Below are 19,676 nucleotides of genomic sequence, written 5' to 3'. Positions count from 1 at the left end.
CCGGATGTGGGTCGATGAAACCGCAGGATTTTGCGCAAAAAGAACCCCGCTTCGACGTGTTTGACTATTTCGAAGGCGACAGCCGGGCTTGGGGAATTTTCGAAGATCGTTTCGGAACCCTGCGTCGTCAGTTCACCGTCGAAATAACGGGAACCGTTGAAGATGGTGTTCTGACACTTGAAGAAGACTTTATCTATGACGACGGCGAAACAGACCGCCGTGTCTGGAAAATCAGCAAAACCGATGAACACAGCTATGAAGGGCTTGCGGACGATATCGTTGGCAAGGCGATTGGCAGTCAGTACGGCAATGCGCTGAACTGGTCTTATGACATGGATCTTAAGGTCGGTGATGGTGCCTGGCGGGTGACGTTCGACGACTGGATGTTCCTGCAACCCGATGGGGTTCTGGTCAACCGGGCACGGGTCAAGAAATGGGGCTTTGAGATCGGCGAAGTAACGCTGTTTTTCACAAAGACCCAACGCGTCGCGCAAGCCGCTGAATAAACCAGCGCAATACCGGGATTTTGGCATAAAAGTTCTGGCCGGAATCCCAGTGGTCAAAATGCGATGCCAGGCGCGTGCCATCGTCGTTAAACGTCACCTCTGACATGCCGGTAAATTCCCAATTGCCGATCACCTTTACCCGTGCACTAAAGCGCCAGCGTAAAAATCCGCGATCCCGATCGATCGCACGGTGGGTAACGACAAAGCGCGGATGATCCGCATCGGTAAACGCCTTGGCCAGATAGGCACAAACGGCGTCTGGACCCCTGACGGTCGTGAACGGGTCGCAAAACACGAAATCGTCTGTCACCAGTTCCTTTAACTGATCAACAGTCTCAAGCGACAGTTTCTCGTAATAGTCTGCGTAAGTTGCCAGCAGCTGGCGCTTGGCGTCGGTAATGTCGTTCATGATCAGAGCAGCTTGCGCATCAGTTTGAAGAAAATCGGATACGGCAGAATTTGGGTCAGCTTCAATTGCCGCACAAATGGGGGCGGGAAGGCAATCTCGAATTTGTCACTGCCGCAAAGCCCGCGATAGATGTAATCAGCGGCCTGTTCCGGTTCGAGCAGATAGGGCATTTCAAAATCGTTCTTGTCGGTCAGCCGTGTTTTAACAAAACCCGGATTGATCACGCGCAACAAAACGCCGCTGCCGCTCAGTTCGGTATGCAGCGATTCACACAGATTGATCAGGGCGGCTTTTGTCGGACCATAGGCCGCGGCATTGGGCAGGCCGCGATATCCTGCCACCGATGCCATGACGGCGATCTCGCCTGATTTGCGTGCGCGCATCTTGTTCAAAAGCGGCTCTAGGCAATTGACGATGCCCATGTAATTGGTATCGACGTGACTGCGGATGGTGGCGGCTGAAAACGCACTGAGCTTCATCGGGGAATAGATACCAGCCGCCAAAACAACCAGGTCAGGCAGGCCAAACTGCTTTTCAACCTTGGCAATCGCACCATTCACCGCATTTGTATCGGTAATATCGACCGGAACCGGGGTTAAACCCGGCATTTCAGCCGCAAGTTCATCGAGTTTGTCGGAATTTCGGGCCGAAATGATGATTTTTTGCGCGGAGGATGTCGGGTTTTCATGGAGTTTGCGTGCTAATGCTGCACCAATCCCTGAAGACGCCCCGATAATCCAGATGGTCTGGAAGTGCTTTTTCATTCCTCATCCTTTTGCGCGGTTTGTGTCGCGCAATTCATGCAACGATATGTGATCTGCGATCCGTCGCGTGCCTCGAAGGCAAGACCGACCCACCGGCCGTCGGCATCATACCATGCGGTGGTTTCAAGTTCGCCGTCATAGGTGAAACGGGTGGCGCGCAACGTGCCGTTGGTTGTCTGCAGCGTTTCCGGCTCGTTCGCGCTGATATCGACCGCGTTTGACTTGCCGGTGATGGTATTAAGGACCGCTTTGCTGCCCAAGACACCGCAATGCCAGTGATCAGTCGGGAAAATCCCGTTTGGCAATGACTGATCCCCCTCCGGGCCACTGACAACGAGTGTACCCTGCGCATCAGATTTGGCGACCACCTCGGTCTTGTCACCATCATCATCTACCCGCACCGAAAGGGCGGCCAGGCGGTCACCCTGCCACACGCTTTCGGATCGATAGTCAAAGCTGTAGGCGTTAAACCCCAAGAAGCTGATATCGATATTGCTTTGGGCAACCACCTGCAGGCCATCACGCCCCTGATTGAACTGCACAACATGGCTCCCGACCGGGGAATCATTGCGCCGGATCTGAAAGCGAAGCTCATTGCCATACCGCTGGATCGCATCAAATTCGCGGCAGGTCTCCGGGCCATCGAATGCCTCGGAAAGGCGCGCTTGCTCAACGGGTGTGGAGTTGTGCTGCGTTGCTGATTGGGCATCGGCTGCAAAGGCATTGGAAGACAGCGCGATACCGCCCGCAAAGGCGCAGGCGCCAAATAGCGATTTGACCGGATATGCCATGGATGTCTTCATGATTGGTACCAAAGCCAGATTGAAAAACTAATACTCCCTTCTTGTTACGCAGTGGCGTGATCTGCGGATCAAACGTCATGATCATTGCCCGCAAAGGTCTGATGGGGTAAGCAGGGGCTCACGGGCCAAGACCCGAAATGAAAGGCCACGCCATGCCCCATCCGATTGCAGACGACCTGATCGCGCATGTTCTGCACCGCGATTCCAACATCATTGTTCTGAACAAGCCGCCCGGGCTGGCTTCGCACGGTGGGCCGAAAACCTATTTTCATGTTGATGCCTATCTGCCGGATCTGAAATTCGGCATTCAGCCTGAACCAACACTTGCACACCGTCTGGACCGGGACACCGCCGGCTGTTTGTTGCTGTGCCGTCATCCGAAATCGTCAAAAAAGATCACCCGCCTGTTCACCGAAAAGAAAATCGGCAAGTCCTATTGGGCGGTGGTCCGCGGTGCGATGGAAGATGATCACGGCTTTATTGATGCGCCGATTGGCAAGATCAATGATGAAAGCGGTTGGACCATGCTGGTGCATGAAGATGGTCAGCCGTCAAAAACCGAATATACCGTGCTGGGCCGTGGCAAGGATGCGGATGGCAAGGACATCACCTGGCTGGAACTTGTCCCGCATACCGGGCGGACTCATCAGTTGCGTGTGCATCTTGATCATGTCGGGCACCCGGTGATCGGCGATCCGTTTTATGGCCGCGGCGATGAACCACCGGTCTTTGGTGCGCCGCCGACCCTGATGCTGCTATCGCGCCAGATCATCGTTCCATTCCATGCCGACCGTGATCCGGTGATTGTCGATGCCCCGCCGCCCGAGCTGATGCGTTCCGGGCTCGAAGCATGCGGTTACGACGGCGAATACGCCGCGCATGCAAGTTCAATTGATGCTCAATACACCGGCGATGACAGCGACGCTGAAGGCGGAGAGTAACGTCTCCAGCGTGATGATCGATGCCATTGCCTCCGGATCACCATTGAGTTGGCGTGCGAGGATATAGGCATTGCCCGCACACGGCATGCCGGCATAAAGAACCCCCATCGCCAGAACCATGCCATCGACACCGGCAAGATACAGGCAGACGCCGGTGATAACCGGCAAAACCGCAAGCTTGATGGTGGTAGCCAGGGCAATCGCACCCACGGCCTTTTTATCCATCACAAAGCGCAAACCCGCCCCGACCGAAAGCAGGCTGAGCGGCAGGGCGGCTGTCTTGAACAGGGCGGCGGTATTTTCAATTGGCAACGGAACGTGAATATTACTCACATTCAGGATGGCGCCGGCCCCGGCGGCAATAATGATCGGGTTTTTCAGAACGCCTGCAATGATCCGCTTAAGGTTGCTTTTGCCACTGCTAAAGGCGCTTAGCACTACAACGCCCAGCATGTTGGTGGCGATCACCATCACCGCAACAAAGATGATGGCAAGCGCCAATCCCTCTGCCCCGTAAAGCGCATCGGCAACCGCCAGCAGGACATAACTGTTGTAACGTACCGAACCCTGAAAAATGGATGTGAAAAGCGGGGTGTCCCGCGTGATCACCGGACGCAACAAAAGCAGGGCCGCAGAAAGCCCGAGTGTCGCAGCAAGCGTGACACCGACGGCGGTGCCTGCATGGCCGCTGGAAAAATCGGCGCGATAAATCTCGACGATCAAAAGCGATGGCAGCAACAGATAATAGGTCAGCCGATCAATCCCGGCCCAGATATCGGCGGTTTTGATCAGGAAATGCTTTAAGGCCGCGCCGACCAAAATGGCGGCAAAGATCGGAAAGATCGCGGCGATGACATCATAGGCGAGCTGCATGGCGGGTGGGGCGCTCCGGCGCAGAAAACGTCTTGTTGGGCCGTTTGGGGTGCGGGCTAAACCTTGCGGTTGCTGTAATCGGCAAAGACCTGTTCGGGGGAATGGTTGCGATATTGTTCGCAGATTTCCTCGAACTTCGGATTGCTGATCAAAAGGTCTGCCGTGCTTTGATTGCAGGCAATCGGCACTTCATACATGTTGGCCAGCCGGATCAGGGCACGGACATCGACATCGTGGGGCTGGGGTGTCATCGGGTCGGTGAAAAAGAACATGGCTTGCAATTCGCCGTGCGCAATCATCGAACCCAATTGCTGATCGCCGCCAAACGGGCCGCTTTTAAGCGGATGGACATCCAGTTCAGTAAACCTTTCCTGCAACACACGCCCGGTGGTGCCGGTGGCAAAGATGCGCATATTGGCGAATACATCCTTGTGTTTTTCCAGCCAGTCAGCCATTTCGCGTTTGCGACGGTCGTGGGCAACAACGCCAACAGACAGCACCATTTTCATTCTCCGGGCCAGTAAACAGGTTTTGTCATACTAATCCCCAAAGCCCCCCAGCGTCACCTGCCAAAAGTCTGACAATTCCACAAACTTCATAAAATTTAGGCACTTAGGCGTTTCTGAGGGCCAAAACAAAACGGCCGCCCCAAATGAATGGGACGGCCGTTTGCAGATCAGGAAACTGATCAATTACATGTGGATTGCGCGTTTGTCCGCGTCCAGCGCTGCTTCCTTGACGGACTCGCCAAGGGCAGGGTGGGCGTGGCAGGTGCGTGCGATGTCTTCGGCAGAAGCGCCGTATTCCATCGCCAGAACCACTTCGGCAATCAGATCGCCCGCAGCCGGGCCGACAATATGCGCGCCGACAACACGGTGCGTTTTCTTGTCTTCGAGGATTTTGACAAAGCCCTCGGTGCTTTCCATTGCCTTGGCGCGACCGTTTGCGGTGAAGGGGAATTTGCCGACTTTGTAGTCTGCGCCTTCTTCCTTCAGCTGCTCCTCGGTTTTGCCAACAGCGGCAACTTCCGGCCAGGTGTAAACAACACCCGGGACCTTGCCGTAATCGACATGGCCTTCTTCGCCCGCCAGCATTTCTGCCAGGGCAACGCCGTCTTCCTCAGCCTTGTGGGCCAGCATCGGACCAACGATGGTATCGCCAATCGCAAAGATGCCGCCAACATTGGTCTGGAAATGCTCGTCGGTTTTGACACGACCACGATCGTCGAGTTCAACACCGACAGTGTCCAGGCCAAGGCCTTTGGTGTACGGACGGCGACCAATCGCCACCAGAACCACATCGGCTTTGAGTTCTTCTGCATCGCCGCCCTTGGACGGTTCAACAGTCAGGGTCACGCCAGACTTGGTGGTCTTGGCACCGGTAACCTTGTGACCGAGTTTGAATTCAAGACCCTGCTTGGCAAAGATGCGCTGGGTCTGTTTGACCAGCTCGCCATCCATGCCCGGCAGAATGCGGTCAAGATATTCAACAACGGTGACTTCGGAACCCAGACGACGCCAGACGGAACCAAGTTCCAGACCAATCACGCCGGCACCGATGACAACCATTTTTTTCGGCACTTTCGGAAGAACCAGTGCACCGGTCGAGGAGACGATTTTTTCTTCGTCAATTTCGACACCCGGCAACGGGGTGACTTCCGAACCCGTCGCAATGACGATATTTTTGGCAGTAAGCGTTTCTTCGCCGCCATCCAGAAGGGCAACCTTGACCGAGGTCGGCGAGGTAATTTCGCCGGCACCTTTGACATAGGTAACCTTGTTCTTCTTGAACAGGAACTCGATGCCTTTGACATTGCTGTCAACGACCTTGTCCTTGCGGGCCATCATCTTTTCGATGTTGACCTTCGGCTTGGAGACTTCGATGCCGTGGGTATCGAAATGCTCGGTCGCTTCTTCGAACAGGTGCGAGGAATGCAGCAGGGCCTTGGACGGAATGCAGCCTACATTGAGGCAGGTACCGCCAAGTGCGCCGCGTTTTTCAACGCAGGCGACTTTAAGGCCAAGCTGTGCGGCGCGGATGGCGCAAACATAACCGCCAGGACCGCCACCGATCACGACAACGTCGTAGTTCTCACTCATGAGTTCTTTGATCCTTTTGTCTGATCAGATATCGAGCAGGATGCGTTCCGGGTTCTCGATGCATTCCTTGACGCGTACCAGGAAGGAAACGGCTTCACGGCCGTCAATGATACGGTGGTCATAGGAAAGCGCGAGATACATCATCGGACGAATTTCGACTTTGCCGTCGATTGCGACCGGACGCATCTGGGTCTTGTGCATGCCAAGAATACCGGACTGCGGCGCGTTCAGGATCGGCGATGACAGAAGCGATCCAAAGACACCACCGTTGGAAATGGTGAAGGAACCGCCGGTCATTTCATCCATGCCGAGTTTGCCGTCACGTGCACGCTTGCCGAAATCGACAATGGTGCTTTCCAGATCCGCAAAGGTTTTTTCCTCTGCCGAACGGATGACCGGAACAACCAGACCCTGCGGGGTACCAACGGCAACGCCGATGTCGCAGTAGTTTTTATAGATGAAGCTGTTGCCATCGATCTCGGCATTGACAGCCGGCCATTCTTTCAGCGCCGTGGTGCAGGCCTTGATGAAGAAGGACATGAAGCCAAGCTTCACACCGTGTTTCTTCTCGAAACCGTCTTTGTACTTGTTACGGCAAGCCAGAAGGTTGGTCATGTCCACTTCGTTATAAGTGGTCAGCATGGCCGCGGTGTTCTGGGCTTCTTTCAGGCGGCGCGCGATGGTCTGGCGCAGCTTGGACATTTTGACACGCTCTTCACCGTCACGCAGTTCACGTTCCGGTTTCGGAGCTGCCGGGGCGCTCGGTGCCGGGGCAGCAGCGCGCGAAGCAGATCCGCCGCCTTCGAGGAAGTTCAGAACGTCGCCCTTGGTCAGGCGGCCGTCTTTGCCCGTTGCCGGGATTTTGGACGGATCAAGGTTCTTGTCTTCGACCAGTTTGCGAACGGCCGGTGCCAGCGGATGATCGCTGTTTGACGCGGTCGTTTCTGCCGGTGCAGCAGTCGGGGCTGCTTTCGGCTCTTCTTTCTTGGCCGGAGCTTCTTCTTTCTTCGCGGCCGGGGCCTCTTCCTTGGCCGGTTCATCAGAAGCAGCGGCGCCTTCGGCACCTTCGTTGATCATGGCGATCAGCGCACCAACTTCGACTTCGTCGCCTTCGCCAACGACCAGCTCGGCAATCGCGCCAGCAACCGGGGCGTTGACTTCTACGGTGACCTTGTCGGTTTCAAGTTCGACAATCGGTTCATCGGCTGCAACAGCATCACCGACTTTTTTGTACCATTTTGCCACCGTGGCTTCAGATACAGACTCGCCCAGTGCGGGAACTTTAACTTCAGTCGCCATTTTTTCCTCGACCGTTTTTTCAATCAGGCAGTGTGGGTCTGCCAGCATACGAATGAAATCTAAATGAACGTGGCGGACGGGCGATTTCTCGCCCGTCCGGTAAAGTTATTTTACGCTAAGTGCCGCGTCGACCAGCTCAGCCTGCTCGCGCAGGTGGGCTTTCAGAAGGCCCGTTGCCGGCGAAGCAGATGCTGCGCGACCAACATAAACAGGACGACCTGCCTTGTGCTTGATGCTGGCAAGCGTTGCCTCGATCCGGCGATCAACGAAGAACCAGGAACCCATGTTTTCCGATTCTTCCTGACACCAGACGACATCAGCATTCGGGTATTTGGCCAGTTCCGTTGCCAGTTCTTTTTCCGGCCACGGATAAAGCTGTTCGACACGCACAAGCGCAACATCTTCGATGCCACGGTTTTCGCGTTCGGCAAGCAGATCGTAATAGACCTTGCCCGACGACAGAACGACGCGTTTGACCTTCTTGTCGTCAACCAGCTTAGCGGTTTCGCTGATCACAGGCAGGAATGTCGTGCCCGTCGCAAAGTCGGACAGGTTCGACACGCACTGTTTGTGACGCAGAAGCGATTTCGGCGTCATCAGGATCAGCGGCTTACGGAACGAGCGACGAATCTGACGGCGCAGGATGTGATAATAGTTCGCCGGCGTCGTGCAGTTCGCCACCTGCATGTTGTTTTCACCACAAAGCTGCAGGTAACGTTCCAGACGTGCGGAACTGTGTTCCGGGCCCTGGCCTTCGTAACCATGCGGCAGCAGCATTACCAGACCCGACATACGCAGCCATTTGGCTTCGCCCGAGCTGATGAACTGGTCAATGATGACCTGTGCACCGTTGGCAAAATCACCGAACTGGGCTTCCCAGAGAACCAGCGAATGCGGTTCTGCAAGGGTGATGCCGTATTCAAAGCCAAGAACACCTGCTTCGGACAGAGGCGAGTTGAGAACTTCAAGCTCGGCCTGACCGGTACGGATGTTGTTGAGCGGAGTGTATTTTGCTTCGGTGGTCTGATCGATCAGTTTGGCATGACGCTGCGAGAACGTACCACGCTGGCAATCCTGACCCGACAGACGAACCGGCGTGCCTTCGCACATCAGGGTTCCGAATGCCAGGGCCTCGGCGGTTGCCCAATCAATACCTTCGCCGGTTTCGAACATCTTCGCTTTGGCCTTCAACTGACGAAGGATTTTGCGGTTGATGTCAAAGTCACTCGGCGGGGTCGAAAGTGCGCGGCCGACTTCCTGCAGCAGGTCGTTTTCAACGCCGGTTTTACCGATCCAGTCAGCATCGTCACCATGTGAGGACGCAAGACCCGACCATTTGCCTTCAAGCCAGTCAGCTTTGTTCGGACGGTAGTTTTCCGATGCCTTGAACTCTTCATCAAGGTAATCCTGGAACGACTTGTCCAGTTCCTTGATGCGTTCTTCGCTCAGAAGACCTTCCTTGACCAGCTGCTGGGCATAGATGTCCTTGGTGGTCGGGTGTTTGCCGATCACGTCATACATCTTTGGCTGGGTGAATGCCGGCTCGTCGCTTTCGTTGTGGCCAAAGCGGCGATAGCAGAACATGTCAATAACGACGTCCTGCTTGAATTCCTGACGGAATTCGGTCGCGATGCGGGCCGCATGAACCACAGCTTCGGGATCGTCGCCATTGACGTGCAGGATCGGAGCCTGAACGACTTTGGCAATGTCCGAGCAATAAGGCGAAGAACGGGAATCGGTCGGTTTGGTCGTGAAACCGATCTGGTTGTTGACCACAAAGTGGATCGTACCACCGGTACGGTAGCCTTTGAGGTGCGACAGATCGAAGGTTTCCGCCACAAGACCCTGACCGGCAAAGGCCGCATCACCGTGCAGGAGGATACCCATAACCTGCTCGCGATTGGTGTCTTTGCGCTGGGCCTGCTTGGCGCGGACCTTACCAAGAACAACCGTGTTCACCGCTTCAAGGTGCGACGGGTTCGCCGTCAGCGACAAGTGAACAACATTGCCGTCAAATTCGCGGTCAGCCGAGGTACCAAGGTGATATTTAACGTCACCCGAGCCCATCACGTCGTCCGGCTTGGACGGGTTGCCCATGAATTCCGAGAAGATCGCCTGGAAGGGCTTGCTCATGACGTTGGCAAGAACGTTGAGACGACCACGGTGCGGCATGCCGAACACAACCTCGCGGATGCCAAGCTGGCTGCCGCGTTTGAGGATCTGTTCGAGTGCCGGCATCAGGGCTTCGCCACCATCAATACCGAAACGTTTGGTGCCGACATATTTGGTGTGAAGATAGTTTTCGAAACCTTCGGCTTCGATCAGGCGCTCAAGGATGGCTTCCTTGCCACGGGTGGTGAACTGCGTCTGGTTGCCGATGCTTTCGATACGCTGCTGAATCCAGGATTTCTGTTCAGGTTCCTGGATATGCATGAATTCGATACCGATCGACCCGCAATAGGTTTTGCGTGCCAGCGAGACGATCTGACGGATGGTCGCGGTTTCAAGGCCAAGAACATTGGCGATGAAGATCGGACGATCCATGTCGGCTTCGGTAAAGCCATAGGTCTTCGGATCAAGTTCCGGGTGCGGTTCACGCGGTGCAAGGCCCAGCGGATCCAGGTTCGCTTCAAGATGGCCGCGTACCCGGAAGGAGCGGATCAGCATCAGAGCGCGAATGGAATCATTGGCGGCAGCGCGGATGGCATCGGAATTTACCTGACCAGCCGTGGGTGCTGCATGAGGTGCCGGTGCATAGCCCACCTGGGCCGGGCGTTCGGCATGCCCCTGTGAGACGTCGTATCCCTCCATGCCGCCAACAACCTTGGTTTCCCGTGGCTGCCAGCTCGGCCCGCGCATTTCTGCGAGGATTTCGGAGGCGTCGTCCTGCAACCCGTCAAAAAACTCAGCCCAGCTCTGGTCAACCGCAGACGGGCTTTCCAGATACCGGGCATAAAGTTCAGCGATGTAGGTTGCGTTCGACTCGTTCAGAATCGTGTCGAGATCTTGAGGTTTCATTTGTGGTCTTGGAAGGCATGGTCCCCAAGAAGGACCACGCCCCCCCTTGCCTTTCCTCTGACTACCCAGATTAGCCCTTCAAAGCCTTCAGCATGGTCGAGCCGAGGCTTGCCGGGGAATCGGCAACAAGAACGCCTGCACTACGCATGGCTTCCATTTTCGCATCGGCCGTACCTTTGCCACCGGAAATGATCGCACCGGCATGGCCCATGCGTTTACCCGGAGGTGCGGTAACACCGGCGATGAAGCCGGCAACCGGTTTCTTGACTTTGGAAGCCTGCAGGAATTCACATGCTTCTTCCTCGGCCGAGCCGCCGATTTCACCGATCATGATGATGCCTTCGGTTTCCGGATCCTTCAGGAACAGGTCGAGGCAGTCGATGAAGTTGGTGCCGTTGACCGGGTCACCACCGATACCGATACAGGTCGACTGACCAAGGCCAGCGGCCGTGGTCTGTGCAACTGCTTCGTAGGTGAGCGTACCGGAACGCGAAACGATACCGATTTTACCGCGGCGGTGAATGTGACCCGGCATGATGCCGATCTTGCATTCGTCCGGGGTAATGATACCCGGGCAGTTCGGGCCGATCAGGCGGGTCGACGAACCGTCGAGCGCGCGCTTGACGCGGACCATGTCAGCAACCGGAATACCTTCGGTGATGCAAACAGCCAGTTCGACTTTGGCGTCGATGGCTTCAAGGATTGCGTCTGCTGCGAAGGGCGGCGGAACATAGATAACCGAGGCATTTGCACCGGTGACATGTACCGCTTCTTCAACAGTGTTGAAAACCGGCAGGTCAAGGTGCTTGGTGCCGCCTTTACCCGGGGTAACACCGCCAACCATTTTGGTGCCGTATGCCAGTGCCTGTTCGCTGTGGAAAGTACCCTGCGAACCAGTGAAACCCTGGCAGATAACTTTGGTGTTTTTATCGACGAGAACAGCCATAGTTACGCGGCCTCCTTCACAGCTTTGACCACCTTCTCGGCGGCATCGGCAAGGTTGTCAGCCGAAACAATCGGCAGACCCGATTCTTCGAGGATCTTCTTGCCAAGTTCGACATTGGTACCTTCAAGGCGAACGACCAGCGGGACGTTCAGGCTGACTTCGCGGGCTGCTGCCACAACGCCGTCTGCGATCACGTCACAACGCATGATGCCACCAAAGATGTTGACCAGGATGCCTTCGACATTCGGATCCGACAGGATCAGCTTGAAGGCGGTGGTCACGCGTTCTTTGGTTGCGCCGCCACCAACGTCAAGGAAGTTAGCCGGTGCGCCACCATACAGCTTGATGATGTCCATGGTTGCCATGGCAAGGCCAGCGCCGTTGACCATGCAGCCGATGGTGCCATCGAGCTTGATGTAGTTGAGGCTGTGTTTTGCAGCTTCGAGTTCGGCCGGGTTTTCTTCGTCTTCGTCACGCAGTTCTTCGATGTCCGGATGACGGAACAGCGCGTTGTCGTCGAAGTTCATTTTGCAATCAAGCGCAATGATGTCGCCGTCGCCGGTAACAACCAGCGGGTTGATTTCAACCATGGCAGCATCGGTGTCGAGGAAGCATTGGTACATTGCGGTCATGAATTTGACGGCTTTGGAAACCTGCTTGCCTTCGAGGCCGAGTGCAAACGCCAGTTTGCGACCGTGGAAGCCAGAGAAACCAGCCGCCGGATCGATCTCGACAGTGACGATCTTTTCCGGGGTTGCTTCTGCAACTTCTTCAATGTCCATGCCGCCTTCGGTCGACGCCATGAAGATCACGCGCGAGCAAGCGCGGTCGACGAGAACCGAAAGATACAGTTCGCGTGCGATATCGCAGCCTTCTTCGATGTAAACGCGTTTGACTTCTTTGCCATCCGGGCCGGTCTGGTGGGTAACCAGCGTGGAGCCGAGCATCTGTTCGGCATTGGTGCCGACTTCTTCCGGGCTCTTGACGACGCGAACGCCGCCTTTGTCACCTGCCTTGGCTTCCTTGAAGGTGCCTTTACCGCGGCCACCTGCATGGATCTGGGATTTTACCACGTAAACCGGGCCAGCCTGGGACTGGGCAGCTTCGATGGCTTCCTGAGCGGTATATGCAACCTTGCCGTTCGGCACAGTTACACCGTATTTGCGAAGAATTTCTTTCGCCTGGTACTCATGAATATTCATGTTCGGTCGCTTTCTTGCCTTCCGTACGATTTCCGGTGGGTCAGAAATCTGGATTTCAATGTCCCTGTAACGAGCGGGAGGGACTTTGTTAAGAGGCCGCGATCATTGAAGTTTGAATAACAACAATGATTGAAAAACGGGCCGGTCACTGACCAGCCCGTTTCGCGTTCTTAGAGCATGCCCTTTGCAGCTTCGACGAGGCCGCGAACAGCTTTCACGGAATTGTCGAAGTTTGCTTTTTCGGACTCATCAAGATTGATCTCGACGATGCGTTCTACACCGTTGGCACCCAGAACAACCGGGACACCAACATAAAGACCGTCAACACCGTATTCGCCGCTCAGGTAAGCAGCAACCGGCATGACGCGCTTCTGGTCTTTGAGGTAGCTTTCCGCCATCGCGATTGCCGAAGCAGCCGGGGCGTAGAAAGCAGAACCGGTTTTCAGCAGGGCAACGATTTCGGCGCCACCGTCACGGGTGCGCTGCACGATCTCGTCGATCTTTTCCTGCGTGGTCCAGCCCATTTTGATCAGATCCGGAACCGGGATACCTGCAACGGTCGAATAACGGATCGACGGGACCATGGTATCGCCGTGGCCGCCAAGGACAAAGGCGGTAACGTCTTTGACCGAGACGTTGAATTCTTCTGCGAGGAAGTAACGGAAGCGGGCCGAGTCCAGAACGCCAGCCATGCCGACAACTTTCTTCGGATCGAAGCCGGTTGCCTGCTGCATTACCCAAACCATCGCATCAAGCGGGTTGGTAATGACGATGACGAACGCGTTCGGAGCGTGTTCCTTGATGCCCTGACCAACCTGGGTCATGACTTTGGTGTTGATACCAATCAGGTCATCGCGGCTCATGCCCGGCTTGCGAGCAACACCGGCGGTGACGATGACGACATCAGCGCCTGCGATGTCTTTGTAGTCACTGGTACCCTTGAGGTCGGCATCAAACATGTCGACGGGGGAGGATTCAGCAATGTCGAGCGACTTGCCCTGTGGCATGCCATCAACGATGTCGAAAAGGACGACGTCGCCAAGCTCTTTGAGACCGACGAGGTGAGCAAGCGTGCCACCAATATTGCCGGCACCGACGAGCGCGATCTTGTTGCGGGCCATTCCGTTACCTTCTTCCCTATTGCGCTTCCTGGGGGTCGAAACTCAACTTGGGAGCGCGATTGAAAATTTAAACCTGCGAACGCGAAATAATCGTTCGTAAACACCGAGTGTCGTAAACTGAATCGCCACGAATGACAAGGGGAAACCCCACTGTTTTTACGAGGAAAACCGCCGCTTCGCGGTTTATTGCAACTATGGTCTAAACGCTTAAAAACCATTCACGTTGCAGATGCGAACATGGGCTAATGCGCAGCAAAACCAAAGCTGGTTTACGATTGCGGCCTGCCTAAATGAAAGGCAGTGCGCCCCTTTGCTACGAATTCGTGCGTATGAACAGGATTACACTGGCGCAGCATTGCAGGAAACGGCCATCAGCCATGCGGTCGGGACGGGGGCGTAAAATCCAATATATGACGATTTTTGCGTGAAGCTTCGTTTCCCCTGCGTCAAACGCAAGAATCGCGCGATGATAAGCGCTCATATGGCGAATAATTGCGACGATTTTAAAGTGACCCGGATGGAGTCGTTTTCCACAGGCTGCGCTATTGCGGGCAGGTCGTCCGAAAAAGGTAGGTCAAAGGTGGGATCACAACTGCCGTTATGATCCGCCATTCTGGCGTTTTGAAAGCCGTCAGGTCAGGTGCGCCATATCGAGATATTCCTGACTGCGCATTTCGGTCATGCGCGAGACCGTGCGCTGGAATTCGAATGAGTAATCACCGTCGCTGTAGATCTCGGTCGGGTCACACTCAATCGCACAGATCAGCTTGGTTTTGTGTTCGTACATCGCATCAACAAGCGTACCGAACCGTTTGGCCCAATCGCGACGCGAGTCCGGCAGTTTCGGGATGAAGTCGATGACGATGGTGTGGAAATGCGTCGCCAGTGCGATGTAATCCCCCGGTCCCAACGGACGGGTGCACAGTTCTTCAAAGCTGAACTTGGCAACCCCGGCACCGGCAGCACTGATTTCGATCTTGCGTCCCTTGACGGTCAGGCTGTCGGGCGCGACGCGTGCGCCTTCGGTCAGGGTGGCAAACATCTCGTCAATCCGCTTGGATGCCTGTTCGCGGGTTATCGGATACAGGAATACCTCGGCGGCCGTCAGATTGCGCATGCGGTAATCGGTCGGGCTAGCCAGTTCCAGCACATCAAGCTTTTGCTTGATCATATCGATGAAGGGCAGGAAGTTCTGGCGTTGCAGACCATCCTTATACAGGTCATCAGGTACCCGGTTGGATGTCGTGACAATCACGACCCCATGGCCAAACAACTGTTCAAACAGGCGGCCGAGGATCATGGCATCGGTGATGTCGGTTACCTGCATCTCGTCAAAGCACAGCAACCAGGCATCGTTTGCAAGGTCCTTGGCAATCGGCGGGATCGGATCGGCATCGTCCTTTTTCTTGGTCTGGCGATAGCGGTGCATGCGTTCATGCACATCCTGCATGAAGTCATGGAAATGAACGCGACGCTTTTTTTCAATGTCGATGGTTTCATAGAACAGATCCATCAACATGGATTTGCCACGACCAACCTGGCCATAAATGTAAAGTCCTGATGGCGGGGTCGGTTCATCGCGCCGACGGGTGAGGCCAAACCGTTCGCGCCAGCCACCTGTGCCGGTCGACGGCTCATAGTTGATCAGCGCGTTTTTCAGGCTTTGCAGTTTTTCCGCACAGAGTTCCTGCATCGGATCGTGGGACAGCTCACCAGCGGTGATTTTCGCGCGATAACGGGAAAGCGGGCCGTCGGTCATCAACAAATCTCGAATGCAGTGAAAAGAATTAGGACTGTGAGATTGTCATAGCTCCAAGTTGCATCGCATTGCAACAAGACGGTTTGCATTGCTGCCATCAGATCAGGCGCATCTTTTTAAACAGCCAGATTTCAAACGCGGTAATCACTGCCAGAATGATCGACACCCCAAGGAACCCATACGGGCTGTCAGTTGCCGGAACGCCGCCGACATTGATCCCAAGAAGGCCGGTGACGAAACTGATCGGCAGAAACAGACCGGCAATCACGGTAAGCCAGTACATCGTGCGGTTCATCTGTTCGCTTTCGAGCGCCATCAGGTTTTCATTCACGATCTGAATGCGTTCGCGCAGGGAATCAAATTCCTCGACCAGACGGACGGTTTTATCGGTCAGTGCGCGGGCGCGGCGTTTGAACCGCTTGTCAGACCAGACCGGTTTTTGTTCGACATAATGGGCCAGTGCATCGCGTTGCGGTCCCAGATGCCGGCGCAGGCGCGACAGCCGATGACGGATGTCCGATCCGCGTTTGCGCAGCGCAAGGGTTTTGCCCTCGGCCACGGTTTCCTGATCGTCCTCGATCGCCTCGACATCTTCTTCCATGCCGCGCACGACATTCTCCACCCGAAAGGCAAGCCGTTCGGCCACAGTCAGGACGAAATCATCAACGCTGTTGGGCGCCTTGTGGCCGGCAATGGCGGCCCGCATGTCATCAAACGCCTTGAGCGGCTGGTTGCGCAGCGTGATCACCATATTGTTTGTGACCCAGAAACGCACCGAGATCATATCGGCCGGATCATTTTCCGCGTTCAGGTTCACTCCGCGCAGATTAAGCGAATAGCCCGGATCATAGAAAAACACCGCCGGACGCGTGCCGCGGGTCGAAAGCGTATCGGTGATGGTCGCATCAATTCCGGCAACCGTGATCAGCCAGTCGCGCACCCCGTCGCCCATCCAGTCCAGATGTACCCAAAGATAATTTCCCTCTGCAATCGGTGGCAGGCCCGATTGCAGGGCGTCCCATCCAACCGGTTGTGCGGTGCCATCCGGGGAAATTTCAAAGGCATTGATCAGCGCATTTTTGCTCATCGCAGGGCTCCTTGGCTGACTGCGTTCATGCAGGTCAGGGACGGGGTTATCATCACGTCACAATGACAACGGAACGAAACGTTAGATGATTCGTTACTGTTCTCAGTGTAGGGTTCGGTTCTGTGACCAAGTATCAGGCCAACCTGTTTACAAAACGCGAAAAACACTCAAGAAACGGAAGCCGGGCAGCGCTTCGGGCATCAATATGGATCATCAGGCATGACATCAGTTCGTCAGGTAATCGCAAGTCTTGCAATCTGTCTGTTTGCAATGACGGTTTCTTTTGGTTTGGCAGCACAGACCAACGGGCAGCGCCCGGACGCTGTTCAGAAAATCGAGCTGGAAAATGCCCAGAACCAGATCGCAGCCTGGGAATCCTCGCTTGATGATATCGAGAAATCGATTTCCGGCGAGGACATTACCGGGCGCGTAATTGCCGATGGCCGCGAACGTATCGAGACCATCCAGCTTGCCATCAATGATCTGCGCGGGCGGGCCAATGATCGCCTGCAGCGCTTTGAGGCAGCCCTTGGCAAGCTTGGCGAGCCGCCCGCAGAGGGAGAAGAAGAAGTTCCCCAGGTCGCGCGCGAACGCGACCGTATTGATCAAGACATCGCACGCGTTAGCGGGGTTATCAAACAGCTTGAACTGGTCAATTTCCGCGCAAGCGAGCTGTCTGATCAGTTGTCAGGTCTGGCGCGTGAACGCTTTACCCGGCGCGTTCTGGGCCGGGTGGATGTGCCGTTTGATCCGGTTGTCTGGTTTGAAGCCTGGCGCGAAATCGTAAAGCTGCCCAGCATGGTGCAGGCACGCTATTCCAACCTTGAACTCGAAGGGGACGTCGCCGATCAGCTGTCCGAGGTCGCCCCGGGTCTGGTTTTCCTGACCTTCATTGTGATCGCCGCTCTGATTGGCGGCGAGGTGGTCGTGCTGCGCTATATGCCAGCACGCTGGAACAGTGTGCCTGACGAAGATCGCGTATCACTGATATCGGGAACGCGGTTCCTGTTTACCGCCTTGGTGCCGGGCATCGCCCTGTTGATCGCTTATGGAATACTTGAATCCCGCGATGCAATTCTGAGCGGTGCGATGGGTGATTTTGTTCTGCAATGCTTTGCGGCTGCCTTGTTCCTGTTGTTTGTCGGGGCTGCGGTGCGCAGTGTGCATTCACCGTTTGCGCCGTCCTTGCGGCGTTCCGGCACAACGCCAAGGGGCGCACGGGTTGTCGGGTTCTGTTCTCTGGCAGTGGCGGTGATTTTTGCCTTTGACATGGTGCTGTTGCAAGGCGCGACGACGCTTGGAACGTCGCTTGATATCGCGCTTGTGCAAAGCATCTCGAACGTGCTGGTGATTTCGGTTCTGCTGTTTGTCTGTTCACTCGGTGTGTTCTGGCAACATGACGAACGCGACCGTCACGAAATCTGGTCAAAGATCGAACGCCGGTCGCGGCGTGGCCTTAAGGTCATTGCGATCATGATGCCGGTGCTGATGTTGCTGGGCTATGTCGCACTGGCGCGCTTCATCCTTGAAAACCTGATGATGGCGCTGGCGTTTTTGACCTGTTACTGGCTGCTGCGCGGTTATTGCCGGGCTTTGATGCATACTTACTTGGTGCGCCCGGAAAGCAGCGAGGACAGCAATGTCAGCGATGCGGTGCATGGCACGCTTTATTTCTGGCTGCGGGTTTTGATCGATGTGGTGATGTTTTCCATCGCCGTGCCGGTCGCGGTGATGATCTTTACCGACATTGCCTGGGCTGATCTTATTCTGGCGGTCCAACAGGCCTTTATCGGCATTCAGGTGGGCGGCATTCATTTCTCGCTGCGCTCTATCATGCTGGCGGCCTTGATGTTTGTCATCGTGCTGGCAGTGATGCGCTTCTTCCAGCGCATGCTGAGCACGCGGGTGCTGCCCAACACCAAGCTTGATCAAGGGCTGCAACATTCGGTTTCGGCGATCTTTGGTTATGCCGGGATTTGTCTTGCCATACTGCTTGCGGTTTCGGCCGCCGGGCTTGATTTGTCCAATCTTGCAATCATCGCCGGTGCCATTTCGGTCGGTATCGGTTTTGGCATGCAAAGCATCGTGAACAACTTTGTCTCCGGCCTGATCCTTCTGGTCGAACGCCCGATCAAGGTTGGTGACTGGATCGTCGTTGGCGCGGATCAGGGCTTTGTAAAGGACATCCGGGTGCGTGCGACCGAGATCGAAACCTTTGACCGGTCTTCGGTTGTCATCCCGAACTCCGAACTGATTTCCAACCGGGTTCTGAACTGGACGCTTAAGGAACGTTCAGGCCGCGGCATCATCAAGATTGGTGTGTCTTACGGATCGGATGTCGACAAGGTTCGCGAGATCCTGTTGGAAATGGCCGACAAGCGCCGCGAGATTTTGACCTATCCGGCACCGCAGGTGGTGTTCATGGATTTCGGGGCCAGCTCGCTTGATTTCGAACTGCGCTATTTCCTGCGCGATATTGGCGATGTGATTGCGGTGGCAAGCTCGATCCGCTTTGAACTTGTGCAGCGCTTCCGGGATGAAGGTATCGAAATTCCGTTCCCGCAGCGTGACCTGAACCTGCGTGATATCGATAAGCTGACCGATGCCATCCGCGACGCTGGCAAGGGGGCTCCGAAAAAGATCGAGAAGACCGAGCCTGAGGAACCCAAAACGTCAGAAGACAAAGCAGAAGACGCGTCCTCAGGCACCGACGATGGCGGCGCGGATCAAAAAGCTGCCCCGCCGTCTGTGGCCAAGGATATTTCGCGCGATCGCGATGCGCCTGGCCGTGAAATTCCCGATGCGGGCGGCAGTCCTGACGGCGATGCACCGCGCTAGGGCGTGTGTTC

The 19,676-nt window shown here is 55.6% G+C and carries 16 protein-coding genes; 3 read left to right on the top strand and 13 right to left on the bottom strand.

Translation table 11 applies throughout. The features are described from left to right. The first annotated feature begins 14 nt into the window (after positions 1-14). A complete protein-coding gene (locus DY252_RS20220; protein ID WP_008889729.1) occupies positions 15-506 on the top strand; it encodes a DUF3833 domain-containing protein in 492 nt (163 codons plus the stop codon). Here the strand turns inward: DY252_RS20220 and DY252_RS20215 are convergent. From DY252_RS20215 to DY252_RS20205, 3 genes are read right to left on the bottom strand one after another with little or no spacing between them, the layout of a single operon-like run. Further along, positions 469-915 carry a nuclear transport factor 2 family protein gene (locus tag DY252_RS20215; RefSeq protein ID WP_064788692.1) on the bottom strand — a complete coding sequence of 149 codons (447 nt, stop codon included), beginning with the start codon at positions 913-915 and terminating at the stop codon, positions 469-471. The genes DY252_RS20220 and DY252_RS20215 overlap by 38 nt on opposite strands. A 2-nt stretch (positions 916-917) precedes the next feature. After that, entirely contained in the window at positions 918-1,679 is a 762-nt protein-coding gene (locus DY252_RS20210; protein WP_064788693.1) for an SDR family NAD(P)-dependent oxidoreductase, read from the bottom strand. Next, positions 1,676-2,482: a DUF6134 family protein gene (locus DY252_RS20205; RefSeq protein ID WP_231959701.1), complete on the bottom strand. Its 807-nt coding sequence runs from the start codon at positions 2,480-2,482 to the stop codon at positions 1,676-1,678. Before DY252_RS20205 ends, DY252_RS20210 begins: the two co-directional genes overlap by 4 nt. 152 nt (positions 2,483-2,634) lie before the next feature. On the opposite strand from DY252_RS20205, the gene DY252_RS20200 reads away from it, so the two are divergent. After that, a complete protein-coding gene (locus tag DY252_RS20200) occupies positions 2,635-3,423 on the top strand; it encodes an RluA family pseudouridine synthase (RefSeq protein ID WP_231959702.1) in 789 nt (262 codons plus the stop codon). Here DY252_RS20200 and DY252_RS20195 read toward each other — a convergent pair. The 10 genes from DY252_RS20195 to DY252_RS20150 form a co-directional block, all read right to left on the bottom strand. Then, positions 3,370-4,296, bottom strand: a complete 927-nt coding sequence (locus tag DY252_RS20195) for an AEC family transporter (RefSeq protein WP_064781233.1) — start codon at positions 4,294-4,296, stop codon at positions 3,370-3,372. The two genes, DY252_RS20200 and DY252_RS20195, sit on opposite strands and share 54 nt — an antisense overlap. 56 nt (positions 4,297-4,352) lie before the next feature. Further along, complete coding sequence (locus tag DY252_RS20190; RefSeq protein WP_064788696.1) at positions 4,353-4,799, bottom strand: methylglyoxal synthase; 447 nt, start codon at positions 4,797-4,799, stop codon at positions 4,353-4,355. A 189-nt stretch (positions 4,800-4,988) separates the two neighbouring features. Then, the gene (gene lpdA, locus DY252_RS20185; RefSeq protein ID WP_064788697.1) at positions 4,989-6,395 is read right to left on the bottom strand and encodes a dihydrolipoyl dehydrogenase; all 1,407 of its coding nucleotides are present in this window, start codon (positions 6,393-6,395) and stop codon (positions 4,989-4,991) included. Positions 6,396-6,419: 24 nt separating this feature from the next. Continuing rightward, positions 6,420-7,694, bottom strand: a complete 1,275-nt coding sequence (gene odhB / locus DY252_RS20180) for a 2-oxoglutarate dehydrogenase complex dihydrolipoyllysine-residue succinyltransferase (RefSeq protein ID WP_064788853.1) — start codon at positions 7,692-7,694, stop codon at positions 6,420-6,422. 105 nt (positions 7,695-7,799) lie between these two features. Next, on the bottom strand, positions 7,800-10,712 hold the full coding sequence (locus DY252_RS20175; protein WP_064788698.1) for a 2-oxoglutarate dehydrogenase E1 component: 2,913 nt from the start codon (positions 10,710-10,712) through the stop codon (positions 7,800-7,802). Between the two features lie 70 nt (positions 10,713-10,782). Then, positions 10,783-11,658, bottom strand: a complete 876-nt coding sequence (sucD, locus tag DY252_RS20170) for a succinate--CoA ligase subunit alpha (protein ID WP_008889739.1) — start codon at positions 11,656-11,658, stop codon at positions 10,783-10,785. A 2-nt stretch (positions 11,659-11,660) separates the two neighbouring features. Beyond that, positions 11,661-12,890, bottom strand: coding sequence for an ADP-forming succinate--CoA ligase subunit beta (gene sucC, locus DY252_RS20165; protein ID WP_255356213.1), 1,230 nt, complete (start codon positions 12,888-12,890; stop codon positions 11,661-11,663). Between the two features lie 140 nt (positions 12,891-13,030). Beyond that, positions 13,031-13,981, bottom strand: a complete 951-nt coding sequence (gene mdh, locus DY252_RS20160; protein ID WP_064788699.1) for a malate dehydrogenase — start codon at positions 13,979-13,981, stop codon at positions 13,031-13,033. A gap of 631 nt (positions 13,982-14,612) precedes the next feature. Beyond that, positions 14,613-15,740: a cell division protein ZapE gene (gene zapE, locus DY252_RS20155; protein WP_064788700.1), complete on the bottom strand. Its 1,128-nt coding sequence runs from the start codon at positions 15,738-15,740 to the stop codon at positions 14,613-14,615. Between the two features lie 97 nt (positions 15,741-15,837). Continuing rightward, positions 15,838-16,827: a CorA family divalent cation transporter gene (locus DY252_RS20150; RefSeq protein ID WP_064788701.1), complete on the bottom strand. Its 990-nt coding sequence runs from the start codon at positions 16,825-16,827 to the stop codon at positions 15,838-15,840. A gap of 219 nt (positions 16,828-17,046) precedes the next feature. Here DY252_RS20150 and DY252_RS20145 point away from each other — a divergent pair, with 219 nt between their 5' ends. Continuing rightward, on the top strand, positions 17,047-19,665 hold the full coding sequence (locus tag DY252_RS20145) for a DUF3772 domain-containing protein (RefSeq protein ID WP_064788702.1): 2,619 nt from the start codon (positions 17,047-17,049) through the stop codon (positions 19,663-19,665). The last annotated feature ends 11 nt before the right edge of the window (positions 19,666-19,676 follow it).

The sequence above is a fragment of the Thalassospira indica genome, from assembly GCF_003403095.1.
GTDB lineage: Bacteria > Pseudomonadota > Alphaproteobacteria > Rhodospirillales > Thalassospiraceae > Thalassospira > Thalassospira indica.
The sequence above is the reverse complement of the archived record's forward strand: the minus strand, read 5'-3'. Positions and strand labels throughout refer to the sequence as shown.

Bases quoted from the DNA above. Each gene is read 5' to 3' on its own strand.
- DY252_RS20220 (WP_008889729.1), top strand. From the start codon at position 15: ATGAAACCGCAGGATTTTGCGCAAAAAGAACCCCGCTTCGACGTGTTT.
- DY252_RS20215 (WP_064788692.1), bottom strand. From the start codon at position 915: ATGAACGACATTACCGACGCCAAGCGCCAGCTGCTGGCAACTTACGCA.
- DY252_RS20210 (WP_064788693.1), bottom strand. From the start codon at position 1,679: ATGAAAAAGCACTTCCAGACCATCTGGATTATCGGGGCGTCTTCAGGG.
- DY252_RS20205 (WP_231959701.1), bottom strand. From the start codon at position 2,482: ATGAAGACATCCATGGCATATCCGGTCAAATCGCTATTTGGCGCCTGC.
- DY252_RS20200 (WP_231959702.1), top strand. From the start codon at position 2,635: ATGCCCCATCCGATTGCAGACGACCTGATCGCGCATGTTCTGCACCGC.
- DY252_RS20195 (WP_064781233.1), bottom strand. From the start codon at position 4,296: ATGCAGCTCGCCTATGATGTCATCGCCGCGATCTTTCCGATCTTTGCC.
- DY252_RS20190 (WP_064788696.1), bottom strand. From the start codon at position 4,799: ATGGTGCTGTCTGTTGGCGTTGTTGCCCACGACCGTCGCAAACGCGAA.
- lpdA (WP_064788697.1), bottom strand. From the start codon at position 6,395: ATGAGTGAGAACTACGACGTTGTCGTGATCGGTGGCGGTCCTGGCGGT.
- odhB (WP_064788853.1), bottom strand. From the start codon at position 7,694: ATGGCGACTGAAGTTAAAGTTCCCGCACTGGGCGAGTCTGTATCTGAA.
- DY252_RS20175 (WP_064788698.1), bottom strand. From the start codon at position 10,712: ATGAAACCTCAAGATCTCGACACGATTCTGAACGAGTCGAACGCAACC.
- sucD (WP_008889739.1), bottom strand. From the start codon at position 11,658: ATGGCTGTTCTCGTCGATAAAAACACCAAAGTTATCTGCCAGGGTTTC.
- mdh (WP_064788699.1), bottom strand. From the start codon at position 13,981: ATGGCCCGCAACAAGATCGCGCTCGTCGGTGCCGGCAATATTGGTGGC.
- zapE (WP_064788700.1), bottom strand. From the start codon at position 15,740: ATGACCGACGGCCCGCTTTCCCGTTATCGCGCGAAAATCACCGCTGGT.
- DY252_RS20150 (WP_064788701.1), bottom strand. From the start codon at position 16,827: ATGAGCAAAAATGCGCTGATCAATGCCTTTGAAATTTCCCCGGATGGC.
- DY252_RS20145 (WP_064788702.1), top strand. From the start codon at position 17,047: ATGACATCAGTTCGTCAGGTAATCGCAAGTCTTGCAATCTGTCTGTTT.